General features: G+C 36.6%; 24 protein-coding genes. 20 read left to right on the plus strand and 4 right to left on the minus strand.

The genetic code is table 11. From position 1 onward, the window contains the following. The first annotated feature begins 106 nt into the window (after positions 1 to 106). The 6 genes from rlmN (at position 107) to dnaG (ending at position 6,947) form a co-directional block, all read left to right on the plus strand. Entirely contained in the window at positions 107 to 1,150 is a 1,044-nt protein-coding gene (gene rlmN, locus ACIGAM_RS07085; protein WP_396510769.1) for a 23S rRNA (adenine(2503)-C(2))-methyltransferase RlmN, read from the plus strand. Positions 1,151 to 1,222: 72 nt separating this feature from the next. Then, positions 1,223 to 2,200: a polyprenyl synthetase family protein gene (locus tag ACIGAM_RS07090; protein ID WP_396510770.1), complete on the plus strand. Its 978-nt coding sequence runs from the start codon at positions 1,223 to 1,225 to the stop codon at positions 2,198 to 2,200. Between the two features lie 255 nt (positions 2,201 to 2,455). Beyond that, the gene (locus ACIGAM_RS07095; RefSeq protein WP_396510771.1) at positions 2,456 to 3,025 is read left to right on the plus strand and encodes an RNA polymerase sigma factor; all 570 of its coding nucleotides are present in this window, start codon (positions 2,456 to 2,458) and stop codon (positions 3,023 to 3,025) included. Continuing rightward, positions 3,006 to 3,752: a hypothetical protein gene (locus ACIGAM_RS07100; RefSeq protein WP_396510772.1), complete on the plus strand. Its 747-nt coding sequence runs from the start codon at positions 3,006 to 3,008 to the stop codon at positions 3,750 to 3,752. The genes ACIGAM_RS07095 and ACIGAM_RS07100 overlap by 20 nt, the downstream gene beginning before the upstream one ends. Before the next feature lie 82 nt (positions 3,753 to 3,834). Then, a complete protein-coding gene (locus ACIGAM_RS07105; RefSeq protein ID WP_396510773.1) occupies positions 3,835 to 4,869 on the plus strand; it encodes a hypothetical protein in 1,035 nt (344 codons plus the stop codon). Between the two features lie 122 nt (positions 4,870 to 4,991). Further along, the gene (dnaG, locus tag ACIGAM_RS07110) at positions 4,992 to 6,947 is read left to right on the plus strand and encodes a DNA primase (protein ID WP_396510774.1); all 1,956 of its coding nucleotides are present in this window, start codon (positions 4,992 to 4,994) and stop codon (positions 6,945 to 6,947) included. A gap of 2 nt (positions 6,948 to 6,949) precedes the next feature. Here dnaG and ACIGAM_RS07115 read toward each other — a convergent pair whose 3' ends face one another. Together ACIGAM_RS07115 and nadE are read right to left on the minus strand one after the other, a co-directional pair. Then, a complete protein-coding gene (locus tag ACIGAM_RS07115) occupies positions 6,950 to 7,588 on the minus strand; it encodes a response regulator (RefSeq protein WP_396510775.1) in 639 nt (212 codons plus the stop codon). Positions 7,589 to 7,684: 96 nt separating this feature from the next. Next, positions 7,685 to 8,476, minus strand: a complete 792-nt coding sequence (gene nadE, locus ACIGAM_RS07120; RefSeq protein WP_396510776.1) for an NAD(+) synthase — start codon at positions 8,474 to 8,476, stop codon at positions 7,685 to 7,687. Positions 8,477 to 8,529: 53 nt separating this feature from the next. Here nadE and gldB point away from each other — a divergent pair, with 53 nt between their 5' ends. The 3 genes from gldB to ACIGAM_RS07135 are packed head-to-tail and all read left to right on the plus strand — an operon-like array spanning position 8,530 to position 10,244. Next, positions 8,530 to 9,543: a gliding motility lipoprotein GldB gene (gene gldB, locus ACIGAM_RS07125; RefSeq protein WP_396510777.1), complete on the plus strand. Its 1,014-nt coding sequence runs from the start codon at positions 8,530 to 8,532 to the stop codon at positions 9,541 to 9,543. Positions 9,544 to 9,552: 9 nt separating this feature from the next. Then, positions 9,553 to 9,876, plus strand: coding sequence for a gliding motility protein GldC (gldC, locus tag ACIGAM_RS07130; RefSeq protein ID WP_028377560.1), 324 nt, complete (start codon positions 9,553 to 9,555; stop codon positions 9,874 to 9,876). Positions 9,877 to 9,878: 2 nt separating this feature from the next. Then, positions 9,879 to 10,244, plus strand: coding sequence for a GTPase (locus ACIGAM_RS07135; RefSeq protein WP_396510778.1), 366 nt, complete (start codon positions 9,879 to 9,881; stop codon positions 10,242 to 10,244). Here the strand turns inward: ACIGAM_RS07135 and yihA are convergent. Together yihA and ACIGAM_RS07145 are read right to left on the minus strand one after the other, a co-directional pair. Next, positions 10,231 to 10,839 (minus strand): ribosome biogenesis GTP-binding protein YihA/YsxC, encoded by a 609-nt coding sequence (gene yihA / locus ACIGAM_RS07140; protein WP_396510779.1) that lies wholly within the window; start codon positions 10,837 to 10,839, stop codon positions 10,231 to 10,233. The two genes, ACIGAM_RS07135 and yihA, sit on opposite strands and share 14 nt — an antisense overlap. A 9-nt stretch (positions 10,840 to 10,848) precedes the next feature. Then, entirely contained in the window at positions 10,849 to 11,613 is a 765-nt protein-coding gene (locus tag ACIGAM_RS07145) for an alpha/beta fold hydrolase (RefSeq protein WP_396510780.1), read from the minus strand. 252 nt (positions 11,614 to 11,865) lie between these two features. On the opposite strand from ACIGAM_RS07145, the gene ACIGAM_RS07150 reads away from it, so the two are divergent. From ACIGAM_RS07150 to ACIGAM_RS07200, 11 genes are read left to right on the plus strand one after another with little or no spacing between them, the layout of a single operon-like run. After that, a complete protein-coding gene (locus ACIGAM_RS07150) occupies positions 11,866 to 12,339 on the plus strand; it encodes a division/cell wall cluster transcriptional repressor MraZ (RefSeq protein ID WP_396510781.1) in 474 nt (157 codons plus the stop codon). Beyond that, on the plus strand, positions 12,326 to 13,222 hold the full coding sequence (rsmH, locus tag ACIGAM_RS07155) for a 16S rRNA (cytosine(1402)-N(4))-methyltransferase RsmH (RefSeq protein WP_396510782.1): 897 nt from the start codon (positions 12,326 to 12,328) through the stop codon (positions 13,220 to 13,222). The genes ACIGAM_RS07150 and rsmH overlap by 14 nt, the downstream gene beginning before the upstream one ends. Positions 13,223 to 13,229: 7 nt before the next feature. After that, positions 13,230 to 13,547 (plus strand): FtsL-like putative cell division protein, encoded by a 318-nt coding sequence (locus ACIGAM_RS07160; protein WP_396510783.1) that lies wholly within the window; start codon positions 13,230 to 13,232, stop codon positions 13,545 to 13,547. Between the two features lie 6 nt (positions 13,548 to 13,553). Then, positions 13,554 to 15,545 carry a penicillin-binding protein gene (locus ACIGAM_RS07165; RefSeq protein WP_396510784.1) on the plus strand — a complete coding sequence of 664 codons (1,992 nt, stop codon included), beginning with the start codon at positions 13,554 to 13,556 and terminating at the stop codon, positions 15,543 to 15,545. Then, positions 15,542 to 17,005: a UDP-N-acetylmuramoyl-L-alanyl-D-glutamate--2,6-diaminopimelate ligase gene (locus tag ACIGAM_RS07170; RefSeq protein WP_396510785.1), complete on the plus strand. Its 1,464-nt coding sequence runs from the start codon at positions 15,542 to 15,544 to the stop codon at positions 17,003 to 17,005. Before ACIGAM_RS07165 ends, ACIGAM_RS07170 begins: the two co-directional genes overlap by 4 nt. Before the next feature lie 37 nt (positions 17,006 to 17,042). Continuing rightward, positions 17,043 to 18,275: a phospho-N-acetylmuramoyl-pentapeptide-transferase gene (gene mraY / locus ACIGAM_RS07175; RefSeq protein ID WP_396511022.1), complete on the plus strand. Its 1,233-nt coding sequence runs from the start codon at positions 17,043 to 17,045 to the stop codon at positions 18,273 to 18,275. Beyond that, positions 18,276 to 19,610 carry a UDP-N-acetylmuramoyl-L-alanine--D-glutamate ligase gene (murD, locus tag ACIGAM_RS07180; RefSeq protein ID WP_396510786.1) on the plus strand — a complete coding sequence of 445 codons (1,335 nt, stop codon included), beginning with the start codon at positions 18,276 to 18,278 and terminating at the stop codon, positions 19,608 to 19,610. Between the two features lie 26 nt (positions 19,611 to 19,636). Beyond that, positions 19,637 to 20,842: an FtsW/RodA/SpoVE family cell cycle protein gene (locus ACIGAM_RS07185; protein ID WP_396510787.1), complete on the plus strand. Its 1,206-nt coding sequence runs from the start codon at positions 19,637 to 19,639 to the stop codon at positions 20,840 to 20,842. A gap of 18 nt (positions 20,843 to 20,860) precedes the next feature. Continuing rightward, positions 20,861 to 21,955 carry an undecaprenyldiphospho-muramoylpentapeptide beta-N-acetylglucosaminyltransferase gene (gene murG, locus ACIGAM_RS07190; RefSeq protein ID WP_396510788.1) on the plus strand — a complete coding sequence of 365 codons (1,095 nt, stop codon included), beginning with the start codon at positions 20,861 to 20,863 and terminating at the stop codon, positions 21,953 to 21,955. Positions 21,956 to 21,968: 13 nt separating this feature from the next. Further along, positions 21,969 to 23,318 (plus strand): UDP-N-acetylmuramate--L-alanine ligase, encoded by a 1,350-nt coding sequence (murC, locus tag ACIGAM_RS07195; RefSeq protein WP_396510789.1) that lies wholly within the window; start codon positions 21,969 to 21,971, stop codon positions 23,316 to 23,318. Beyond that, complete coding sequence (locus ACIGAM_RS07200; RefSeq protein ID WP_396510790.1) at positions 23,315 to 24,031, plus strand: cell division protein FtsQ/DivIB; 717 nt, start codon at positions 23,315 to 23,317, stop codon at positions 24,029 to 24,031. The genes murC and ACIGAM_RS07200 overlap by 4 nt, the downstream gene beginning before the upstream one ends. Positions 24,032 to 24,034: the final 3 nt, after the last annotated feature.

Genomic DNA, 24,034 nt, shown 5'->3' on the forward strand with positions numbered 1-24,034 from the left:
GTAGTTATAATACTAAAATCCCCGGCAGTTGTGTCGGGGATTTTTTTAGTATAAAACTTAAGGCTTTGGTTATAGGAAGCAGCTTGTTAAATAGTAACTTTACAGCGTGATACAAACTAAAAAAGATATTCGAGCATTATCCCGTGATGAATTGAGGGATTATTTTGTAACTCAGGGTGAGAAGGCTTTTAGAGGCAATCAGGTTTATGAATGGTTGTGGAGCAAAGGAGCACACTCTTTTGATGACATGACAAACCTGTCTAAAGAAACCCGCAGCTTCTTAGATACTCATTTTGTGATTAACCACATCAAGGTAGATCAGATGCAGCGCAGTAAAGATGGTACAATTAAAAATGCGGTGAAACTTCACGATAATCTTACTGTAGAATCTGTTTTAATACCTACGGCTAGTAGAACTACAGCTTGTGTATCTTCACAGGTAGGATGCAGTTTAAATTGTAAATTTTGTGCTACGGCGCGTTTAAAACGTATGCGTAATCTTAATCCTGATGAGATTTTTGATCAGGTTGTAGCGATAGACCAGCAGAGTAGATTATACTTCGACAGACCAATTTCTAATATCGTATTTATGGGTATGGGGGAGCCGTTGATGAATTACAATAACGTAATAAAATCTATTGAGAAAATAACGTCTCCAGATGGTTTAGGAATGTCACCAAAACGTATAACGGTCTCTACTTCTGGTGTGCCTAAGATAATTAAGAAGATGGCAGATGACGCCGTGAAATTTAATCTTGCTGTTTCGTTGCATTCTGCTTTAGATGAGGTGCGTACAGATATTATGCCTTTTAATGAGCAAATGCCTTTAATAGAACTTAAAGAAGCGCTCCAATATTGGTATATTAAAACAAAGAAGTTTATAACCTATGAGTATATTGTCTGGGGTGGTATAAATGATCGGGATAAAGATATAGAGGCGTTAATCGAATTTTGCCTGGCAGTACCAAGTAAAGTAAATTTGATCGAATACAATCCTATAGACGACGGCCAGTTTCAACAGGCAGCACCAGAAGTGATAGATCGTTATGTTACAAAACTTGAAGAGAGAGGTATAACGGTAACCGTAAGACGTTCTCGAGGAAAAGATATAGATGCGGCTTGTGGTCAACTCGCAAATAAAAATGGATAAGTAATTAGTTCTCTGCTGTCATTTGTAAGATGCTTTAGAGATTTTTAAAGGTATATAATAACACAAAAATTAGTGAAAGTAGTCGAACAAATTAAGCAACCTATTGCTCACGAGATGGAACTCTTTGAGCAAAAGTTCTCGCTTTCGATGAAATCAAAAGTGCCACTTCTCAACCGCATTACCCATTATATTGTAAATCGCAAGGGAAAACAAATGCGACCTATGTTTGTATTTCTGGTAGCAAAAATGCTGGGAGATGATCGCCTTAACGACCGTACCTATCGCGGTGCTTCTGTAATAGAATTGATACATACAGCTACATTAGTGCACGATGACGTGGTTGATGATAGTTACCGCCGTCGTGGTTTTTTTAGTCTTAATGCACTTTGGAAAAATAAAATCGCCGTTTTAGTAGGTGACTTTTTACTTTCAAAAGGATTGCTACTTTCTATAGATAACGAAGATTTTGATCTTTTGCAGATTATTTCAGTAGCAGTACGCGAGATGAGCGAAGGTGAATTACTTCAGATAGAAAAAGCACGGAACCTTGATATTACCGAAGAAATTTATTTTGAAATCATACGTCAAAAAACAGCAACATTAATAGCTGCTTGTTGTGCGATGGGTGCTTGTGCCGTACACGCAGGTAAAAAAGATGTAGAGGCTATGCGCAAATTTGGAGAGCTAATAGGCCTTGCGTTTCAGATTAAAGATGACCTTTTTGATTATGGAACTCAACAAATAGGAAAGCCTACCGGAATAGATATTAAAGAGCAAAAAATGACTCTTCCGCTAATCTACGCGGTAAACAATAGTGATAAAAAACAGCGTAAATGGCTCATCAACTCGGTTAAGAATCATAATAAAGATAAAAATCGCGTAAACGAGGTGATTGATTATGTGAAGAAATCTGGGGGTTTAGATTATGCAGTTGATAAAATGGTCTCCCTGCAACAACAGGCACTTAGAATGCTTGATAAATATCCCGAATCTCAATATAAAGATTCACTTATTCTTATGGTGAATTATGTAATTGAACGTAAAAAGTAACACTTTTAGTTTAAAAGGTAGTAGCGCTATAATCTTCAAAGTGCTTATATATAGTCGTGCGTCAATTTATAAATGTCTTCATCTACAAAGACTTATTTTCAATTGTTTTATTATAGACTTCATTTTGTTTTATTTTACAATTGGTTGTTGATAATGAGCTATCTAAAATTAAATTCAGTTTTTTTTTAATCTCAGGCAACCATTTTATAAAATGCTGCGTCTATATAAGTGAAGGCAGTTTTAAAACCCTCTTTTGTGAAAGTCATTTCATTTTTTAATAACGAGAAACAGCTTATAAAGAAAGCAGCTAACGGAAATCGTGATGCGCAGCGAACACTTTATAATTTGCATGCTCCTAAAATGCTGAGTATTTGCAGACGGTATTTAAAAGATATTATGCAGGCTGAAGAAGCGATGTGCAATGGCTTTTTGAAGGTATTTAAAAATCTGGAATCCTTTAGAGGAGAAGGTAGTTTTGAAGGTTGGATGCGACGTATAATGGTAAATGAGTCAATCTCCTATTTGCGCAAAGAGCAAAAGATCATTTTTACGGAATATTCAGAAGAGATTAATGATGCGACGTACAGTCCGCAAGACAGTGACCTTGAGGTTGAGCATATTCAAGCTTTAATAGACGAATTACCAGAAGGCTATCGTGCTGTTTTTGTAATGTATGCCGTTGAGGGATTTAAGCATCAGGAGATTGCAAAGATGCTTGAAATTTCAGAAAGTACTTCTAAAACTCAACTGTTTAAGGCTAGAAAACTACTTCAGTACAAATTAAAAGAATCTAATCTATACCTGTATGGCACCGATGAAATTTGAAGAAAACATACGCGAGAAGCTTGAGAATAGGGAGATTAATCCTACTTCAATTGCCTGGGAACGTATAGAAAATGAGCTTGATTCTTCCGCAAAGCGGAAAAATAAAAAAGGCTACGGTTGGTTAGTTATGGCAGCTAGTTTTGTTGGAATATTAATACTAACAGGAACGCTATTTTTTGAAAACGAGATTCCACAAAATCAACAGGTAGTAGAAATTCCCGTAGAAAAAACTACAACTGAAGATTATTTGCCAGAAAACAAGCTTACTGAAAAGCAATTGCCTCATACAGCTAAGGAGGTAGTTGCTGAAGTAGAAAGAGAAGATGCAGTTAAAAAGGTTGCTATACTTCCTGAAAATTCAGTTGTAGTTAAAAAGAATACTGAGGCTGTAGCTTTGTCTCAAAAGACTACAAAAGAGACTAGTTTAGATGCTCCTATTCAGAATTATATTAATGAAGAAGTAGATCAGCTGCTTTTAAAAGTACAGCAGCAGCAAAACACCGGTGTAGCTTATTCTGATGTAGAAATCGATATGCTATTACGCGAAGCGCAACGTGATATAATTACCGAAAAACTATTTAAAAATGCTCAAAATGAAGTAAATGCACAGGCATTACTTTATGAAGTTGAAGAAGAGTTAGATCCCTCCTTTAGAGACCGCATATTTGAAGCACTTAAAGATGGTTTTTTAAAAGCTAGAGAGGCTGTTGTATCTCGCAATAATTAATATAAATATTCATTCATCAATCTTTGGGAAGCTAATCTCCGTCTATGGCGGAGAGTGGTGACCTGAAACTAAATCAAAAATTATGAGAACTTTAATTTTACTTTTTATCGTTGGGCTAAGTTTTATACCACAGCTAACATTCGCACAATCTGAAGAAAATACAGAAACTGTAAAACAACTTCAAATTAAAAAAGAAGAGGTTGTGAATCAAGAAAAAGAAGCTTTGAAAACCGAAGTGCTGGCCATAAATAAACGCCTTTCGAATAATGAAATCACGGAAACAGAAGCTGGCAAATTAAAAAAAGAAGCTGCTAAAAAGCACGCCCGCAATATAGAAGATAAGCTTGCTATTATAGAAAGTCAAATAGATCTTTTAGAACGTAACAATAGTATATATGATGGTAGTGTTTTTGGGATTTTTATAGGTAACGATAAACTTAAATTAGGTGATTCTAGTGAGCGTGACATCGTTTACGATCGCCGCACAACAGCAGATATTGTTTTGGCAATAGGTTTTAATAATGCGATTATTAACGGTCAGGGATTAAATGATTCACCCTATAAAATAGGAGGAAGCCGCTTTTTTGAGTTGGGTTACGCGTGGAAAACACGTGTGTTTGATAACTCTAATTTTCTACGTTTAAAATACGGTTTTAGTTTTCAGTTTAATGGGTTGAAGATTGATGACAATCAATACTTAGTGGAGCAGGGTGATGAGACGGTTTTAGAAACCTATCCTCTAAATCTCGATAAGGCTAAGTTTAGAATGGATAATTTAGTGTTTCCAATTCATTTTGAGATAGGGCCTTCAACTAAAAGAGAAGGTGATAATTACTTTAGATATTCTACAAAAAACAAATTCAAACTTGGGTTAGGGGGCTATGCCGGCTTTAATTTATTGACTATTCAAAAGCTGAAATACGAAGAAAACGGTGAGGATCGTAAAGATAAGTTTAAGCAAAATTTTAATACTAATAATTTTATTTACGGCTTAAGTAGTTATGTTGCTTTTGGTGATACAGCGCTTTACGTCAAATACGATTTAAATACCATCTTTAAAGATAATCCTGTTGATCAGCGCAATATATCTGTAGGTCTTCGATTTGATATGGACTAGTGTCTACTGTGTGTATAAAAACTTTAATAAGCCTGCACGTTAACTTAACGTGCAGGTTTTTTATTGCTTAAATTTGCAGCCGCTCCTATGCAATTAGTGCTTAACTGATAACTTAAAAAAAATTGATCTCTAAAACCACCATAGATAATGTGTTTGAAACTGCTCGTGTAGAGGAGGTTATAGGTGATTTTGTAAATCTCAAAAAATCGGGAAGTAATTATAAGGGGTTGAGTCCGTTTACAGATGAGCGTTCACCCAGTTTTATGGTGTCGCCGGTTAAACAGATCTGGAAAGATTTCTCAAGCGGAAAAGGAGGCAATGCAGTTGCTTTTCTAATGGAGCACGAGCATTTCACCTATCCTGAAGCCATTAAATACCTGGCTCGAAAATACAATATTGAGATTGAAGAAACCGAGCAAACAGATGAGCAAAAAGAGCAGGCAGATGAGCGTGAGAGCATGTATGTGGTTTCAGAATACGCAAAAGATTATTTTCATAAAACACTTTTAAATACAGAAGCCGGTAAGGCTATTGGTCTCACTTATTTCAAAGAACGTGGTTTCACTCCAGAAACTATAGAAAAATTTCAGTTAGGATATTCACCAGATACCTGGGATGCATTTACCAGTGAAGCGATACGCAAAGGCTATAAGCTAGAGTACTTAGAAAAAACAGGACTTTCAATAATTAAAGAAGAAAAGCAATTTGATCGCTTTAAGGGAAGAGTAATTTTTCCTATTCAATCTTTAAGCGGAAGAATTTTAGGCTTTGGAGGGCGTATTTTAACAAATGATAAAAAGGCCGCAAAGTACCTAAACAGTCCCGAGAGCGATATCTACCATAAGAGTAAAGTTCTTTATGGAATATATCACGCAAAGCAAGCTATAGCTAAAGAGGATACATGCTATCTGGTTGAAGGGTATACAGATGTGATTCAAATGCATCAATTGGGAATTGAGAATGTGGTGTCTTCATCTGGTACTGCTCTTACCCCAGAACAAATACGTCTTATAAATCGGCTTACGCCAAATATTACAGTTCTTTTTGATGGGGATGCCGCTGGTCAACGGGCATCGCTGAGAGGTATAGATTTAATCCTTGAGCAGGGGATGAATGTTAAGGTGTGTAGTTTTCCCAAAGGAGAAGATCCTGATAGTTTCTCGCGTAAAAATACGTTGACTGAGGTTCAGGATTTTCTTAAGGACAATGCCAAAGATTTTATACAGTATAAAGCTTCTCTTCTTATGGAAGAGGCGCATGGTGATCCTATAAAAAAAGCCGGACTTGTGCGCGATATGGTAGAGAGCATTGGTAAAATTCCTGATGTTATTAAACGGGAGATCTACATTCAGGAGTGCGCCCGCATAATGGACATTAAAGAGGATGTGCTGTTTAATACGCTCGCTCAAATTCTAAATAAAGGGCAAAAAGAAGCACCTGCGCCTACTAAGCCTAACGCAGGGCAAATGAAGGTGGTTGAAAAAAAGACCACCGAAAAGGTTGACCGGCAATTTGTCTTAGAGCGTAAACTTATAGAGCTTTTATTACTCTACGGAAATCAGAAAATAAAATTTGATGATGTTATTGTAAAAGAAAATGAAGATGGTGATCCTGTAGAGGAACCAGTTGTATTAGAGCTTGATGTGTATGAGAAAATATACCTTGATCTTCAAGAAGATGAGACTGAGTTTGCAAATGAGCAATTTAGAAATCTCTACGTTAAATTGATTGATGCCTTGACGCAACAACGCGAAAACTTTAAAATAGAAACCTTTATTAATACAGTTAATCCTGATGAGGGGTCATTAATTTCTGATATCATTTTAAATGAAGATAAGTATGTATTACACAGGTGGGATACTCAGGAAATCTACGTAAAGCTTAAAAAACATACGGTTGCACAGGTAGTTTCTCAAACAGTGCTTTATCTACGGCGTTTTTACGTTTCACAAAAGATAGAACAACTTGCTGAAGTAATAAGGGTACCCGAGAATTCTTCTATGGAAGTACTAATGGATATAAAAGATTATCAGGAGCTGAATAAATTTATAGCCTTAAAATTAAATAGGGTAGTCTAGTGCTACAAATCTGAAGTTTGCAACAATCGCGCTTGCTGAATAAGTTCTGCAAGGCTACCGGCATCTAGCTTTTTAAGCAAACGTGTTTTATAAGTACTTACTGTTTTCTCATTTATATCTAAAGATTCTGCAATGTCTTTATTGCGTTTTCCTGAAGATAATAGATTTAAAACTTCGGTCTCACGAGTAGAAAGCTTTTTGTAACGGTATGCAAGCGAATTATTTTTAGAAGGATCTGTATTTGATAACATTTCTACTAGAGCATTATTCAAGTAGATGCCACCACGAGCTACTTGTATTACGGCTTTTAAAACTGTTGCAGAATCTACCGTTTTGCCTACATAACCCATTGCACCTGCCTTGATAGCGCTTAGCGCGTACATTTCTTCAGGGTGGGTACTAAAAATCATAATCTTCAATCCCGGAAAATTTCTGCGTAACTCTTTAATAGCAGACAGGCCTTGTAGATTAGGCAAGTCAATCTCCATTACCACAAGATCAGGAACCTGATTTTCTAGAGAAGCTGCTAAGTTGTTTCCGTCAACAATTACATCTAAAATCTGGTGTTCTGTATTGCGTAAAATATGTGACAAACCATCTGTTATTATGGGATGGTGATCTGCTACTGTAATTGTAATCATAAGAGAGAAAAATTCTTCTAAACAGCTAAAATAGTATGATTTAATTGAACTGCAAATGCTTTTCGGTGTAAGAATAAATTTACAGGTTTAACGTCATTATTCTTTCAAATTAGCCGGAATCTCACAAACAGGAATAGGTTCCATTTTGTGTTTATTAGCATTGTTGTAGCGTTTGTAAATTTCAAAAGCTTGCTTTTGACGTCCTTCAAAATCTGTAGCCGTATGGCCTTTTTCATCTTCAAGCATTGCCCATTCGAGTTCGTCATAACTTGCACCTATTTGATCCTCATCACTACGATCATCTTGCCATAGTCCATCAGTAGGTTTGGCTACTTGTATACTTTGAGGCACGCCTAAAGCTTTAGCAAGTTCATAAACTTCGCTTTTCATAAGATTAGCAATAGGGCTAAGATCTACTCCGCCATCACCATATTTTGTATAAAAACCCACGCCAAAATCTTCAACTTTATTTCCTGTCCCGGCGACTAAGTATTTATGAACGCCAGCAAAATAATATAAAGTACTCATACGTAAGCGAGCTCTTGTATTTGCAAGGCTTAACTCAAGTTCTGGACTAGCTGATATTTCAGGAAGTGCAGCCTTAAATACTTCAAATGTTTCGGTTAAATCTGTATTTACATCGCTCACATTTGCAAATCGTTTTTTTAACTGTGCAATATGCTCCTTACCTCGAGTTACGTGCGCAGGCGGTTGATGTATGGGCATTTCTACACATAGTGTGCGTAATCCTGTTCTTGCGCAAAGTGAAGAGGTCACTGCGCTATCAATTCCGCCGCTAATACCCACAACAAAACCATTTATGTTGGCATTGATGGCATAATCTTTTAGCCAGTTTACGATGTGATCAATTACTTTTTCAGTTTGCATAAGAAACAGATTTATTAGATGTAAATACTACCTTTGCGGCGCAATTTTTTATTATGGTGAAATTACTAAATTTTAAAAAGTTTATTGGAGCGAAGAGGGCTATACTTGGTAGATTTAGCATTTTTTTAGGGCTTTTATTATTTTTAATTACCGCTTGTAAGAAAGATGCAAAATTACCCGATGAAATTTCTGAAATAGCAATAGATATACATATAGATAGGTTTGATGCTAAGTTTGCCAGGGTAGATTCTGCCGGTTTAAAAAACTTAATAAGCGAGTATCCATATCTGTTTCCAGAAGAATATCCAGATAGTTTTTGGGTGGCTAAAATTAACGACACCATACAGCTTGAGCTAAATACAGAGGTAGCAGAAGCTTTTCCTCATTTAGATATTGTTGAGCTCGAGTTAGAAAACGTTTTTAAGCATATAAAGTTCTATTATCCAAAATTTACCGCTCCAGAGGTGGTAACAATAACTTCAGATGTATCTTATAAAATGCCTGTTATTTTAACAGATAGTTTACTTCTTATAGGCCTTGATAATTATTTAGGTCCAGAACATCCTTTTTACAATGGAATACAGCGTTTTTACACGCAAAATTTTAAAAAAGAGCAGATAGATGTAAATGTGGCAGATGCATTTGTTTCAAAACTTATAAAGCATAAAGGTAATCGCAGGTTTCTTGATGAAATGATTTATCACGGAAAACGACTGTATATGATGCAAAAACTTTTGACTTTAAAGCCGCAGTATGAGATTATAGGTTATACCGCAGATCAATATAACTGGGCTGAAGCAAATGAAGTTGACATCTGGAAATATTTTATAGAAAATCAATTACTTTTTGATACAGACAGTAAGCTGCTAAGTCGCTTTGTGAATCCGGCCCCTTTTTCAAAATTTTATCTTGATTTTGATAATGACAGCCCACCTAGATTAGGACGCTATATAGGCTGGCGAATTGTAAATCGCTATATGGAGCGTAATGCAATACCTTTGCAAATGCTTCCGGAAAAAAGCACAGATGAGATTTTTGAGAAAACAAATTATAAACCCCGTAATTAATAACGGTTCATGAAAACTGAAATTAGAATAAACGTAGAATTAGACGCAAATCGAGTACCCGAAAAAATTTCCTGGAATGCTCCCGATGGTGGTGTTGCAAATGAGCCTGCTAAGGCTTTAATGCTTGCCTTGTGGGATGCAAAAACACAGGAGGCAGCGCGTATAGATTTATGGACAAAAGATATGCCTGTAGATGAGATGAAGGTGTTTTTTCATCAAACTTTAGTGAGTATGGCTAAAACATTTCAGCGCGCAACAGATGATGAGAAAATGTCTGCAACGATGATGGATTTCTGTGATTACTTTGCAGAAAAATTAGAATTAAAGAAATAAATATGAAACTCATATTTGTTTATAACGCCAACTCTGGGAAGCTAAATGGGTATCTTGATAGCTTGCATAAAGTGATAAGTCCTAAGACATATCCTTGTAGTTTATGTGATATAACCTACGGTGTTTTAAAAATAAAGCCAGAGTGGCAATCATTTAAAGATAATACAGATTTAGATTTAGAGTTTCATCACTTAGATGAGTTCAAAAATAAATTTGGAGCAGATGCACGTGCACGGTTTACCTATCCTATAATTCTCAATGAAGAAAATAATGTCTTGCGAGAATTTATTTCTAAAGCAGAATTAGATAATTTGAAAAACGAGAAAGAGCTTATAACGTTAATTAACTTAAAGACTACTGGTCTTTAAGCTGCTCGTTTATAGATCCTATATATTCTAGAATTTCTTCTTTTCCTTCAGAATTAGAGGCACTGCTTATAAAGTAATTGGGCATCTCTAACCATGCTCCTTCGAGTAAAGCTTGTTTGTAATTTTCAATATTACGCTCAAGTGCTTTTGGTTTTAATTTGTCTGCCTTGGTAAATATTATTGAGAACGGTATTTGCTTTTCACCCATATACTCCATAAACTCTTTGTCTATAGGCTGAGGATCATGTCTGCAGTCTATAAGTACAAAAGCCGAAACTAATTGCTCTCGTTCTTCAAAATACTGGGTGATAAATTTCTGGAATTCTTTTTTAGCTTTTTTAGATACACGGGCATAACCATAACCGGGTAAATCAACTAGATACCAGGTTTCATTAATTACAAAGTGATTAATAAGCTGAGTTTTACCAGGTCTTCCAGATGTCTTTGCTAAATTTTTACGATCGGTAAGCATGTTAATCAAGCTCGACTTACCCACATTAGAACGGCCTATAAAGGCGTATTCGGGCATTTTGTTTTGCGGGCACTTAGCTACGTTAGAGTTGCTTACTAAAAATTCAGCAGATTTGATTCGCATGGTTTGGTTTTAATAATTGCGGTCTTTTAACCAGCTTGAAAGAATCTCATTAAATTCAACCGGGCGCTCCATCATTGCTGCATGACCACATTTATCAATCCAAAACAAATCTGAATCGGGTAAAAGTTTGCTGAAATCTTCTGCTACTTCTGGTGGAGTGACGGTATCATTTCTACCCCAAATAATACAAGTAGGGGTATTCATGTGTGGTAAATCCTGAGCCATATTATGACGTATAGCACTTTTAGCAATTGCTAAAGTTTTAATGAGTTTATTGCGGTCGTTAACCGTTTGATAAACTTCATCAACAATTTCTTTTGTTGCTACAGCAGGATCGTAAAAAACATCTTCTGCCTTCTTTTTTATATACTCGTAATCTCCTCGTTTAGGATAGCTCTCGCCCATTGCGCTCTCGTATAAGCCAGAACTTCCTGTGATAATTAAAGCTTTTGTGGCTTCAGGATAGAGTTTTGTGTGTATAAGACCTATATGCCCTCCTAATGAGTTTCCTAATAAAATAGGGTCTTTATACCCTCTTAGTTTTATAAACTCATTCAGATAATTTGCAAATGTCTTAACACCCGTCTTTATGAGAGGCATAGCGTATAAAGGCAATTCTGGAATGACGATTTTATAACCAAGTTTAGAAAAATGCTCGGTTACCTCATCAAAATTGCTGAGTCCGCCCATGAGTCCGTGAAGAATAATTATAGGGGTGCCTTCGCCTGCTTCTAGGTAGGTGAATTTTCCCTCGGTTTTTAATTGGTGCTTCATAATTGGTCGGCAAGAGGCTTTCGCACAAATATAGACAATTAGACTAAAATCGAAATTTAAAAATAAAGGGATTGTAGAAGTATGTCAAGGGTTTATCAACAATGAGTTTGCGCACAGGGATATAGCCCACTGTTAAGATTTTAGCAATAGTCAACAAGTGGGTAGACTTATTAACAAAGTGGTAGATTGTGGGAGATTGTGGTAATAAATTCTATATATTTGAAGTTATAATAATCAAAACCTACAGTATTAGTGCTCAGCCTAATAGGGACATATGAATGCAAAGTTGATGCTAAAGGACGTCTTATGATGCCTTCTGCATTAAAAAAACAGCTGGCAAAAGAGTTGCAGGAGGGCTTTGTGATAAAGCGTTCTGTTTTTAACTCATGTCTTGAGTTGTGGCCTATGTCTGAGTGGGAGGTAATGATGAAAAAGCTTAACGGTCTTAATCGTTTTGTTAAAAAGAATGTAGAGTTTATAAGAAGATTTACTGCGGGAGTTAAGTTGATTGAAGCAGATGCTGCCGGCAGATTACTTATTCCTAAAGACTTGATATCATTTGCTTCAATTTCAAAAGATATTGTGTTGACCTCAGGAGGTAATATAATTGAGATTTGGGATTTAGTAGCTTATGAAGTGGCTGTGAGCGATAATGATGGTGATTTTGCTATGCTTGCAGAAGATGTAATGGGAGGTCAAAATGATATAATAGATGAGTTATCATAATCCAGTATTATTAAAAGAGACAGTAGATGGTTTGGCTATAAAGCCAAATGGTATCTATGTTGATGTGACATTTGGAGGTGGTGGTCACTCAAAAGAGATTTTAAGTCGTCTTGATGAAAACGGAAAATTATTTGCTTTTGATCAAGATGTTGATGCTTTAGAGAATAAAATTGAAGATTCAAGATTTACACTTATTCACGAGAATTTTCGCTTTGCAAAACGCTTTTTGAGATTTTACGGTGCGGCTAAGGTAGATGGTATATTGGGGGATTTTGGTGTTTCTTCTCATCAATTTGATGTCGCAGAACGTGGTTTTTCAACACGTTTTGACGCGGAATTGGATATGAGAATGAACCAAAAAAATAAGCTTTCTGCATATCATGTGGTTAACGAGTATGCTGAAGAGGATTTGAGTAGAGTATTGTTACAGTATGGTGAGTTGAGAAGTGCTCCTAAAATTGCACGAACGCTTATTTCTGTGCGAAAAGAAAATTCTATTAAAACTACTGAAGCTTTAAAAAGTGCTTTAAAACCATATCTACCTCTTAATAGAGAGAATAAGGTTTTGGCTCAGGTATATCAGGCGATTCGTATTGAAGTAAATCAGGAAATTGAAGCTTTAAAAGAGTTTTTAAGTCAGACCGAAGAGCTTATAAAACCAGGTGGGAGACTTAGTCTTATCTCATATCACTCTTTAGAAGATAGGTTGGTAAAGCGTTACATACGTAATGGGTTATTTGAAGGTGAGCCTGAGAAAGATATGTTTGGCAATTTCACTGTGCCTTTTAAAAAGGTAGGTGGTCTTATCGTTCCCGGTAAGGTTGAAATTAAAGAGAATAATAGAGCGCGTAGTGCAAAACTGCGTATTGCTGAAAAACTATAAGTGCATTTTGAAGCAAGGTATTTATAACATATTAAAAGGTAAGTTTCTTTTTAGCGATGATGCTATGAAGAACTGGCGTATGATCATATTCTTGTCATTTCTGGCGATTATAATGATTGGCAGTTCGCATCGTGCAGATAAGAAAGTACACGAGATATCACGCCTTAGTGCAGAAGTGAAAGAATTACATAGTGAGTTTGTAGATGCACGTTTAGAAGCACGCAGATCTAAAATGGAAAGTGTAGTGACGCGTAAAGTGTCAGAAAGTGGCTTGGCACCTTCAATGACGCCGCCAAAAAAAATTAACGTAAGTAAAGCACCTTAAGTTCTAATGGCGACTAGCGAAAAGAACATATTAAACCGGATGTATTTAGTGGCAGGAGCTATGTTTCTCTTTGCCTTTTTTGTTGCGTTTAAACTTATTAATATTCAGGTTTCTGAAGGTGATAAGTATAAGGCACTGGCTGAAGCTCGTACAGAGCGCATGTTTACAATTCCTGCAAATAGAGGCAATTTATATGCTGGTGATGGGAGTTTGCTAGCAACTTCAGTACCTAAGTATGATATCCGTTTTGATGCATTAGCACCTACGCAGACAGATTTTGAAGCAAATGTACAGGATCTAGCTAAGGGCTTATCTGCAGAATTGGGTAAGCCGGTTGAGCATTACATAAGTGCGTTGCGTAAAGCCAGGGTTAATAAAAACAGATACTTGCTCTTGGCGAGAAACCTGGGGTATTCAAAATATTTAGCTGTTAAAAAATTACCGTTGTTTAATAAGGGTCCCTACAAGGGAGGTATCATAACTGAGCAGCGTACCGTAAGAGAGCATCCGTTAGATAAAATCGCAGAGCGAACCATAGGCTATGATCGTTTAACCGAATATGGACGATATAGCGAAGCGGGACTTGAAGGTGCTTTTGGTACATATTTAAGGGGTAAAGAAGGCAAGCGCTTAAAGCAGCGTATTGCCAAAGGGCAATGGAAACCTATAGGCGATGATAATATTGTAGAGCCGCAAGATGGTTATGATGTAATTTCTACAATAGATGTAAACATTCAGGATATTGCACATCACGCTTTATTAGAATCCTTAGAAAAGTTTCAAGCAGATCACGGCTGTGTTGTAGTAATGGAAACAAAGACGGGAGAGGTTAAGGCGATTTCTAATCTGGGTCGTATGGAAGATGGTGGCTATTATGAAGATCGTAATTATGCAGTGTATGAGTCTGCAGAGCCTGGTTCTACTTTTAAGTTAATGTCTATGGTTGCTGCTTTAGAAGATAAAGTTATAGATAGTAGCGATGTTGTAGATACCGAAAACGGGCGGGTTAAATTTTATAACCGTACTGTTTATGATTCGCATTGGGGAGGCTATGGTAAAATAAGCGCAGCAAAAGCATTTGAACTTTCTTCAAATACAGCCTTTGCAAAAATGATTAATGAAAATTATAAAGACGATCCTAAGCGATTTTTAAAGCGTCTTTATAATATGGGTCTTAATGATAAAATAGGACTAGAGATAAAAGGAGAAGGATCGCCACGTTTCCCATATCCGGGTGACGCAAACTGGTACGGTACAACACTACCATGGATGGCTTTTGGTTATGGGGTTTCGTTGACACCACTTCAGACACTTACATTTTATAATGCCATTGCTAATAATGGAGAGATGGTAAAACCTCGTTTTATAAAAGAGATAAAAAAGTGGGATGTTTCTGTAGAGAAATTTGAAAAGCAGGTAATTAACCCGGCGATTTGTTCACAGACGACTATTAATAAAGTAAAAGATATGATGCTGCATGTTGTAGAGCGTGGTACAGCAAGTAATATCTATTCTAAAGATTTTTCTATGGCAGGTAAAACAGGGACCTGTCAAACAGAGTATTGGTTAGAGGAGGGTAAATACATTGCCTCGTTTGCAGGTTATTTTCCTGCTGAAAATCCTGAGTATTCGTGTATTGTGGTTATTCATAAGCCTAAAAAAAGCTTAGGGTATTATGGCAATATAGTTTCAGCTCCTGTATTTAAAAAAATTGCGCAAAAGATTTACAGTGATACACCTATAATTGATGAGGTTAAATTGGCTGACACAAATACAAAACCTGTGGTTTCTGATTATGAGGGTTACTATAAAATGTCGCAAAACAGAGCGCAAACAATACCTAATGTTAAAGGTATGAGTGGGATGGATGCGGTATCTATTTTAGAGAATTTAGGTTTACAAGTAGAATATAGAGGCAACGGTAAAGTGAGAGAACAATCTTTAAAAGCCGGACAAAAACTGAGTAAGAACCAAAAAATCATTTTACAACTGTCGTGATTTTATTAAAAGACATATTGTATAAAGTGACATTAGAGTCTGTAACAGGTAATCCTAATGTGCCTGTTAATGAGGTGCACTTTGATTCGCGTAAAGTAGGCTTAAATGATGTTTTTGTAGCTGTAAAAGGTACGCAAAGCAATGGTCATGAGTATATAGCAAAAGCAGAAAAGCAGGGAGCGATTGCCATCATTTGTGAAGAGATGCCGTCTCAATTTGTAAATGGGATAACGTATGTGCAGACTTCAAACTCTGCGAAAGCTTTGGCAATAATTGCCTCTAATTATTACAACAATCCATCAGAAAATTTAAAATTAGTAGGTATTACCGGTACAAACGGTAAAACAACTATAGCCACATTATTATATCAGCTTTTTACTAAGGCGGGTTTTAAAACTGGTTTACTTTCTACAGTACGGGTTATGGTCGCAGATAAAGAATATGCTGCCACTCATACCACACCAGATTCACTTACAATCAATAGATATTTAGCAGAAATGAATGCTGAAGGTATTGAGTACTGCTTTATGGAAGTTAGCTCACACGGCATTCATCAAATGCGTACTGAAGGTTTACATTTTGCTGGAGGAATTTTCACAAACCTCACACACGACCATCTCGATTACCACAGCAGTTTTGCAGAATATAGAGATGTAAAGAAATCATTTTTTGACAAGTTACCTAAAGATGCATTTGCGCTTGTGAATATAGATGATCGCAATGGGCAGATTATGCTTCAAAATACTCAGGCAAAAAAATTAACCTATGCGCTTAAATCGTATGCAGACTATAGAGCACAAATTTTAGAAAATCAGTTTACTGGTTTATTGCTTAAGGTAAATGATACTGAAGTTTGGGTGAAGTTAATAGGATCTTTCAACGCTTATAATGTACTGGCTATTTATGCTGCTACAGAGTTGCTGGGTCTAACACAGATTGAGGCACTTCAGTATTTGTCTGAATTAACGAGTGTAAGTGGAAGGTTTCAGTATTTGATTTCATCAAAAAAAATTACTGCGATTGTAGATTATGCACATACGCCAGATGCATTAAAAAACGTGCTTGAAACAATTAATGACATCCGTACAAAAAATGAAAACCTGATTACAGTTGTAGGCTGTGGTGGTGACCGAGATCGCACTAAGCGTCCAGTTATGGGTAAGATTGCAGCAGCATTAAGTACAAAAGTAATTTTCACGAGTGACAACCCACGTAGTGAAGATCCTGATGCTATTATTGAAGAAATAGAAAAAGGTGTAGAGCCGCTAGATTATAAAAAGACACTTTCAATTACGTCACGAAAACAAGCAATTAAAACGGCTTGTCAAATGGCAGAAGAGAATGATATCATCTTGATCGCCGGGAAAGGACATGAAACTTACCAGGAAGTAAAAGGAAAACGAACCGATTTTGATGATTTCAAAATTGTGCAAGAACTGTTAACTGAACTAAATAAATAAGTCAAAAACGCGCATTGCGTAATTGAATTTTAAAAATATGCTGTTTTACTTTTTTGAATATTTAGAGCGTACATACAATTTCCCGGGGGCAAGTCTCTTTGGGTTTATTACGTTTAGGGCGGCTATTGCAATTTTAATGTCGTTAGCAATCTCTACAATCTGGGGAAAGCGAATCATTGTTTATTTACAAAGAAAGCAATTAGGAGAATCTATACGAGACCTTGGTTTAGAAGGTCAGGTAGAAAAGGCAGGTACTCCTACTATGGGAGGTCTAATTATAATATTGGCAACTTTAATACCAGTTTTATTACTTGCTAAACTAGAGAATATTTATGTGATCCTCTTAATTGTAACTACTCTTTGGATGGGTGCAATTGGTTTTATGGATGACTACTTAAAAATCAAAAAGAAGAACAAAGAAGGGCTTCAGGGGAAGTTTAAAATATTTGGTCAGATTGGGCTGGGTGTAATTGTAGGAGCAACAATGTTCTTTCATCCGGGAATTACGGTTAAGCAAGAAATTGCAAATAACCCTATTCAACAAGAAGAGCTTGTAGATAGTAGTGCGCGTGAATTTTCTTCGGAAGAAAAAGCATTGACTACAACTATCCCATTTGTCAAAAATAATGAGATAGACTACAGTATTTTGGTAAGTTGGTTAGGTCCTGATTATCTAAAATACTCGTGGTTGCTATTTATCCCTATTGTAATTTTTATAGTGACAGCAGTTTCTAATGGTGCAAATCTTACCGATGGAATAGATGGGCTCGCAGCGGGTTCTTCGGCTATAATTGTGTTGACCCTGGGGATTTTTGCCTGGGTTTCTGGTAATATCATATTTAGTGATTATCTAGATGTTATGTATATCCCGAGATCTGGGGAGATGGTAATTTTTATTACCGCTTTTGTAGGAGCCTTAGTTGGTTTTCTTTGGTACAATACTTATCCAGCTCAAGTGTTTATGGGGGATACGGGGAGTTTAACTATAGGAGGTATTATTGCGGTTATTGCAATTGCGATTCGTAAAGAATTACTAATACCTATACTTTGCGGGATCTTCTTTATGGAAACGCTGTCGGTAATGCTACAGGTGAGCTGGTTTAAATACACTAAGAAAAAATCTGGTGAGGGGCGTCGCATATTTTTAATGTCGCCGTTACATCATCATTACCAAAAGAAAGGAATACACGAGAGTAAGATTGTTACTCGTTTTTGGATTATAGGCATTTTACTAGCTATTATCACAATTGTAACCTTAAAAGTAAGGTAGATGAAACGGTTAGTGATTTTGGGTGGTGGTGAGAGCGGAGTTGGTACTGCAATACTTGGTAAAAAACAAGGCTTTGAAGTTTTTGTATCTGACTTTGGGAAGATAAAAGACAACTACCGAGACGTTCTTAAAGAGTTTGAGATTGAATGGGAAGATGGCGGTCATACTGAGGCTAAAATTGTTAACGCAGACCTGGTTATGAAAAGTCCCGGGATTCCTGATAAAGCACCATTAGTAAAAGTATTAGTGGCTAAAGGAGTTTCAGTGATTTCAGAAATTGAGTTTGCGGCGCGATTTACAACCGGAACTTTAATTGGTATCACGGGTAGTAATGGCAAAACAACTACCACAATGCTCATGGCACATATATTAAAACATGCAGAACTTAAGAGTGTTGCAGCAGGTAATATAGGAGACAGTTTTGCAAAGTGGGTAGCTATAAATGATCAAGACTATTACGCGCTTGAGATTAGTAGCTTTCAATTAGATGGTATAACAAGTTTTGCACCGCATATCGCCATACTAATGAACATAACACCAGATCATCTGGATAGATATGAGTACAAATTTGAAAATTACATCCGGTCTAAATTCCGCATAGCGGAAAATCAAACCGAAAATGATTTTTTGATTTACGATGCTGATGATCCCGTGATTACAGAATGGTTAGAAAAGCACCCGGTTAAATCAAGACTGATGCCTTTTTCAATTACAAAAGAATTAAAACAAGGAGCGTTTTACGCAAACGAAGAAATAAACATAATAACTGACGATACGAGAATGACTATGTCAACAAAAAAATTAGAAATTAAAGGTGCTCATAATACTAAAAATGCGATGGCAGCAGCGACAGCTTCTCGATTACTAAGTATTCGCAAGGCTACCATACGAGAATCTTTAGAAGGTTTTCAGGGTGTAGAACATCGCTTAGAATACGTTTTAAAGATTAACAATGTGTCTTATATAAACGATTCTAAAGCAACTAATGTGAACGCTACATTTTATGCCCTTGACAGCATGAGCGCACCTACAGTCTGGATTGTAGGAGGTGTAGATAAAGGAAATGATTATAAAGACCTTTTTCCGTTAGTGAATGAGAAAGTGAAAGCTATAATCTGTCTGGGTGTTGACAATGCAAAATTGCTACACACTTTTAGTAATATGGTAGAAACTATTATTGAGACAGAATCTATTTCTGAAGCAGTGAAGATCGCTTATAAATTAACAGATAAGGGAGATAATGTATTGCTGTCACCGGCTTGTGCAAGTTTTGATTTGTTTGATAATTACGAAGATCGCGGCAGACAATTCAAAAATGCAGTAAGAAATTTATAATACTTAATAATTAATTACAAACTTAGTTGAGTACATCAAAAAACATATTTGCCACTTTAAAAGGAGATCGCTCTATATGGGCTATCACTGCTTTTCTGGCATTGTTTTCTTTTTTACCGGTATTTAGTGCAAGCAGTAACCTCGCGTATTTATACGGCGGTAACGGAGATACGTTTCCGTATTTGTTGCGTCATTTTATGCACTTAGTTTTGGGTTTTGCAATTATCTACGGTGTACATAAAGTGCCTTCTCATTATTTTAAAGGGCTTTCAATTATAGGTATCCCTATTGTAATTATTCTTCTAATAATTACAATGGCTCAGGGCACTGTGATAGACGGTTCTAATGCCAGTAGATGGATTAAAGTGCCATTTGTAGGGATTACGTTTCAAACTTCTACGCTGGCTTCGGTTGTGTTAATGATTTATATAGCGCGCTATCTTTCTAGAATTAAGGATAAAACAATCACATTTAAAGAGAGTATTTTGCCGCTTTGGGTTCCTGTTGCGCTTATTTTAGGAATGATATTGCCGGCTAACTTTTCTACAACTGCTATCATGTTTGTGATGGTATTGACACTGGTCTTCTTAGGTGGATATCCCATTAAATATTTATCGATTATTGTAGCTACAGGTTTGCTAGCGCTAACCTTATTTGTTCTGGCAGCAAAAGCATTTCCGGGAGTTTTTCCTAACCGCGTTGATACGTGGATTAGTCGTATAGACAGTTTTTCTGATGATGAAGATAGTGAGGGTGATTACCAGATAGAAAAGGCAAAAATAGCGATCGCGACCGGTGGTCTTGTGGGTATGGGGCCGGGTAAAAGCATTCAGAAAAACTTTTTACCGCAATCATCTTCAGATTTTATCTACGCGATAATTGTTGAAGAATTTGGTCTAATAGGCGGGTTAACGCTTTTAGTAATGTATTTACTGTTGCTTTTTAGAATTTTGGTTATCGCAAACAAAGCGCCTACTGTGTTTGGTAAATTAGCTGTAATAGGAGTAGGTATCCCTATTGTTTTTCAGGCATTAATCAATATGGCTGTAGCTGTAGAATTATTTCCGGTAACGGGGCAAACATTGCCACTTGTAAGTAGTGGAGGGACTTCTATCTGGATGACTTGTTTAGCTATAGGAATTATACTAAGCGTAAGTGTTAAACGAGATGAAGTACGGGTCAAAGAAGAAGAGGAAATGAATCCGCTTGATATTTTAAGTGAAGCGATTTAATAAGATATAAATTAAGATTTGAAAAACTATAAATTCATACTATCAGGTGGCGGAACCGGAGGGCATATTTACCCTGCGATTGCTATTGCAGATGCTTTAAAAGAAAAATACCCGCAAGCGGAATTTCTCTTTGTAGGCGCTCAGGATCGTATGGAAATGGAAAAAGTACCGGCTGCCGGTTATACGATTGAAGGATTATGGATTGCAGGTTTGCAACGTAAACTCACTCTTTCAAACTTAATGTTTCCATTTAAATTAATGAGTAGTTTAATAAAATCTGCTAAGATAATTAGAAAGTTCAAGCCTGATGCAGTAATAGGCACCGGTGGTTTTGCAAGCGGACCGTTACTAAAAATGGCAACACGGTCAAACATTCCTGCATTGATTCAGGAGCAAAATAGTTTTGCAGGTATTACAAATAAACTATTAGCAAAAAACGTGCAGAAAATTTGTGTGGCTTATGAAGGTATGCAGCAGTTTTTTCCGCAGCAAAAGATTGTAATTACAGGTAATCCAGTGCGTCAGGATTTATTAGATATTGCTTCTAAACGTATTCAGGGATTAGAAAAATACAATCTCGATAATACTAAAAAGACGCTTTTAATACTTGGCGGAAGTCTGGGAGCACGTGCGATAAATAAATTAATTAATCAGGAATTACAATTTATTTTAGATAAGAACGTACAGGTTTTATGGCAAAGCGGTAAGATGTATTTTGAAGAATATAAAACACACAATACTGCCAGTAATGTACAGGTTTTACCTTTTATAGATAGAATGGACTTAGCGTACGCAGCTGCAGATGTAATCATAAGCAGAGCAGGTGCAGGATCTGTTTCTGAACTAGCACTTGTAGGAAAGCCCGTGATTTTTATTCCATCGCCAAATGTTGCAGAAGATCATCAGACTAAAAATGCAGAAGCCATTGTCGCTAAAGACGCTGCGATTTTGATCAAGGAAAGCGAACTGGCAACAGTTTTTAAAATTGAATTTTCAAAGCTAGTTTCAGATGAAGACAGACAGCAGGTTTTGGGCTCCAATTTTAAAAAATTAGCATTGCCTGAAGCCACTCAAAAAATAGTAAACGAAGTAGAAAAGCTACTCAATAAATAATAAAATAAGAGCATTGAATAAGTTAAACGACATATCTAATTTTTACTTTATCGGCATTGGCGGTATAGGTATGAGTGCGTTAGCTCGTTATTTTAAAGCAGCAGGTAAAAACGTTGCGGGTTATGATAAAACACCTTCAGGTATTACTTCCTCATTAGAAGAATTAGGTATTGCTATTACGTTTAAAGATTCGGTAGAAGAGATTCCTTCTATATATAAAGATATAGAGCATACACTCGTGGTTTATACACCTGCGGTGCCTAAGAATCACGCGGGCTATCAATTTTTTATTCAGTATAATTTCAACATCTCAAAACGTGCAGAAGTACTGGGGATGTTGACTCAGGAGAAATTTTGTCTAGCCGTCGCAGGTACTCACGGTAAGACGACCACAAGTGCTATGTTAGGCCACTTAATGGCAGCTTGTGAATTGCCGGTAACCGCATTTTTAGGTGGCATCGCAGAAAATTATCAAAGTAATTTAATACAGCAGGGAGAAGAGATTGTTGTGGTAGAGGCAGATGAGTTTGATCGCTCATTTATGCAGCTTTATCCTAATATTGCTGCCATTACGTCTATGGATGCAGATCATCTAGATATTTATGGAGATGCAGAAACCCTACAGCAAAGTTTCAGAGATTTTGCAGCTCAGGTAAAAGAAGACGGAATACTCTTTGTAGCTAATGACTTACCATTAGCAGGAATTACAGTAGGGATTGAAGATGACGCTGTATATACAGCAATAAATGTAAAAATAGAAAACGGAGCGTATCATTTTGATCTAAAACATCCTGATGGTTTGCTTAAAGATTTGGCGCTTAACCTGCCTGGTAGACATAATTTGTCTAACGCGATAACAGCTTTGGCGATGGCTTTAAAATACGGCTGCCCTGCCCAGAAGCTCGCCAAGGCGCTATTCGCATTTAAAGGGGTTAATCGCAGATTTACGTATAGAATAAATACAGCAGACCACGTGCTTATTGATGATTATGCACATCATCCTACAGAAATTGATGCAGTACATAATGCCGTACGCGAGATGTATCCTAATAGACGGGTTTTAGCTGTTTTTCAACCGCATCTTTACAGTCGTACCCACGATTTTATGGAGGAGTTTGCACGCAGTTTATCTCAATTTGATGAGTTACTTCTCTTAGATATTTACCCGGCTCGGGAAGAGCCAATAGCAGGTGTTAATGCTCAAGAATTAATTAATCTTGTTACTTGCCCTAGAAAACAGCTCGTGAGTAAAAATGAGCTTGAGGAAAAAATGAGGGAGTCAAAGGCAACTATTAAAGTAATGATGGGTGCCGGCGATATTGGCGAAGAAATATTAAAAATCACTAAAAACTTCAGCAAATGAAAATAGGGTGGTTTTATATACGAATGATCTGTTTAGTGCTTGTAACACTGTTTTTAGTTGCATTTTCGCACAAGCGTAACGCAGACCGAAAAATCAAGGCGGTAAAAGTGAATTTTGAAGCTGGGGCAAATCTTTTTATCACTGCTGAGACGGTTGATAAATTGTTGATACAAAATGGAAAACCATTGGAGGGACAGCCTAAAGATATTCTAGTTTTGAAAAATTTAGAGGCAACATTAGATTCGCACGCAATGATTTCTGATGCAGATGTTTACCTAACCTTAGACGGTGTATTAGGTGCTTCAGTTAAGCAACGAAAACCACTAGGTCGCGTGCAGGAACAAAAACCGTATTATATAGATGAGCAAGGTGCATCAATGCCTTTGTCATCTAACTACTCTGCTCGAGTACCTTTAATTGAAGGTGTTTCAAAAGAGCAGATAGGAGAGGTTTACCCATTATTAAAATATTTACAGCAAGACGATTTACTTGCCACACAAGTAATAGGTATAAGCCGAAATCAAAATGGAGATTATAGTTTAACGCCTCGCGTGTTAAACTATAACATCAGTTTAGGAAAGATTAAAGATTTGCAAAGCAAGTTTGCAAACTATAAAGCTTTTTATCAAAAGGCGATTAAAGACAATAGTCTCAGCGTATATAAAAATATAGATCTGCGGTTTAAAGGGCAGGTCGTTGGGACAAAATTTTAAGTT

The sequence above is a fragment of the Leeuwenhoekiella sp. NPDC079379 genome, from assembly GCF_044542075.1.
GTDB lineage: Bacteria > Bacteroidota > Bacteroidia > Flavobacteriales > Flavobacteriaceae > Leeuwenhoekiella.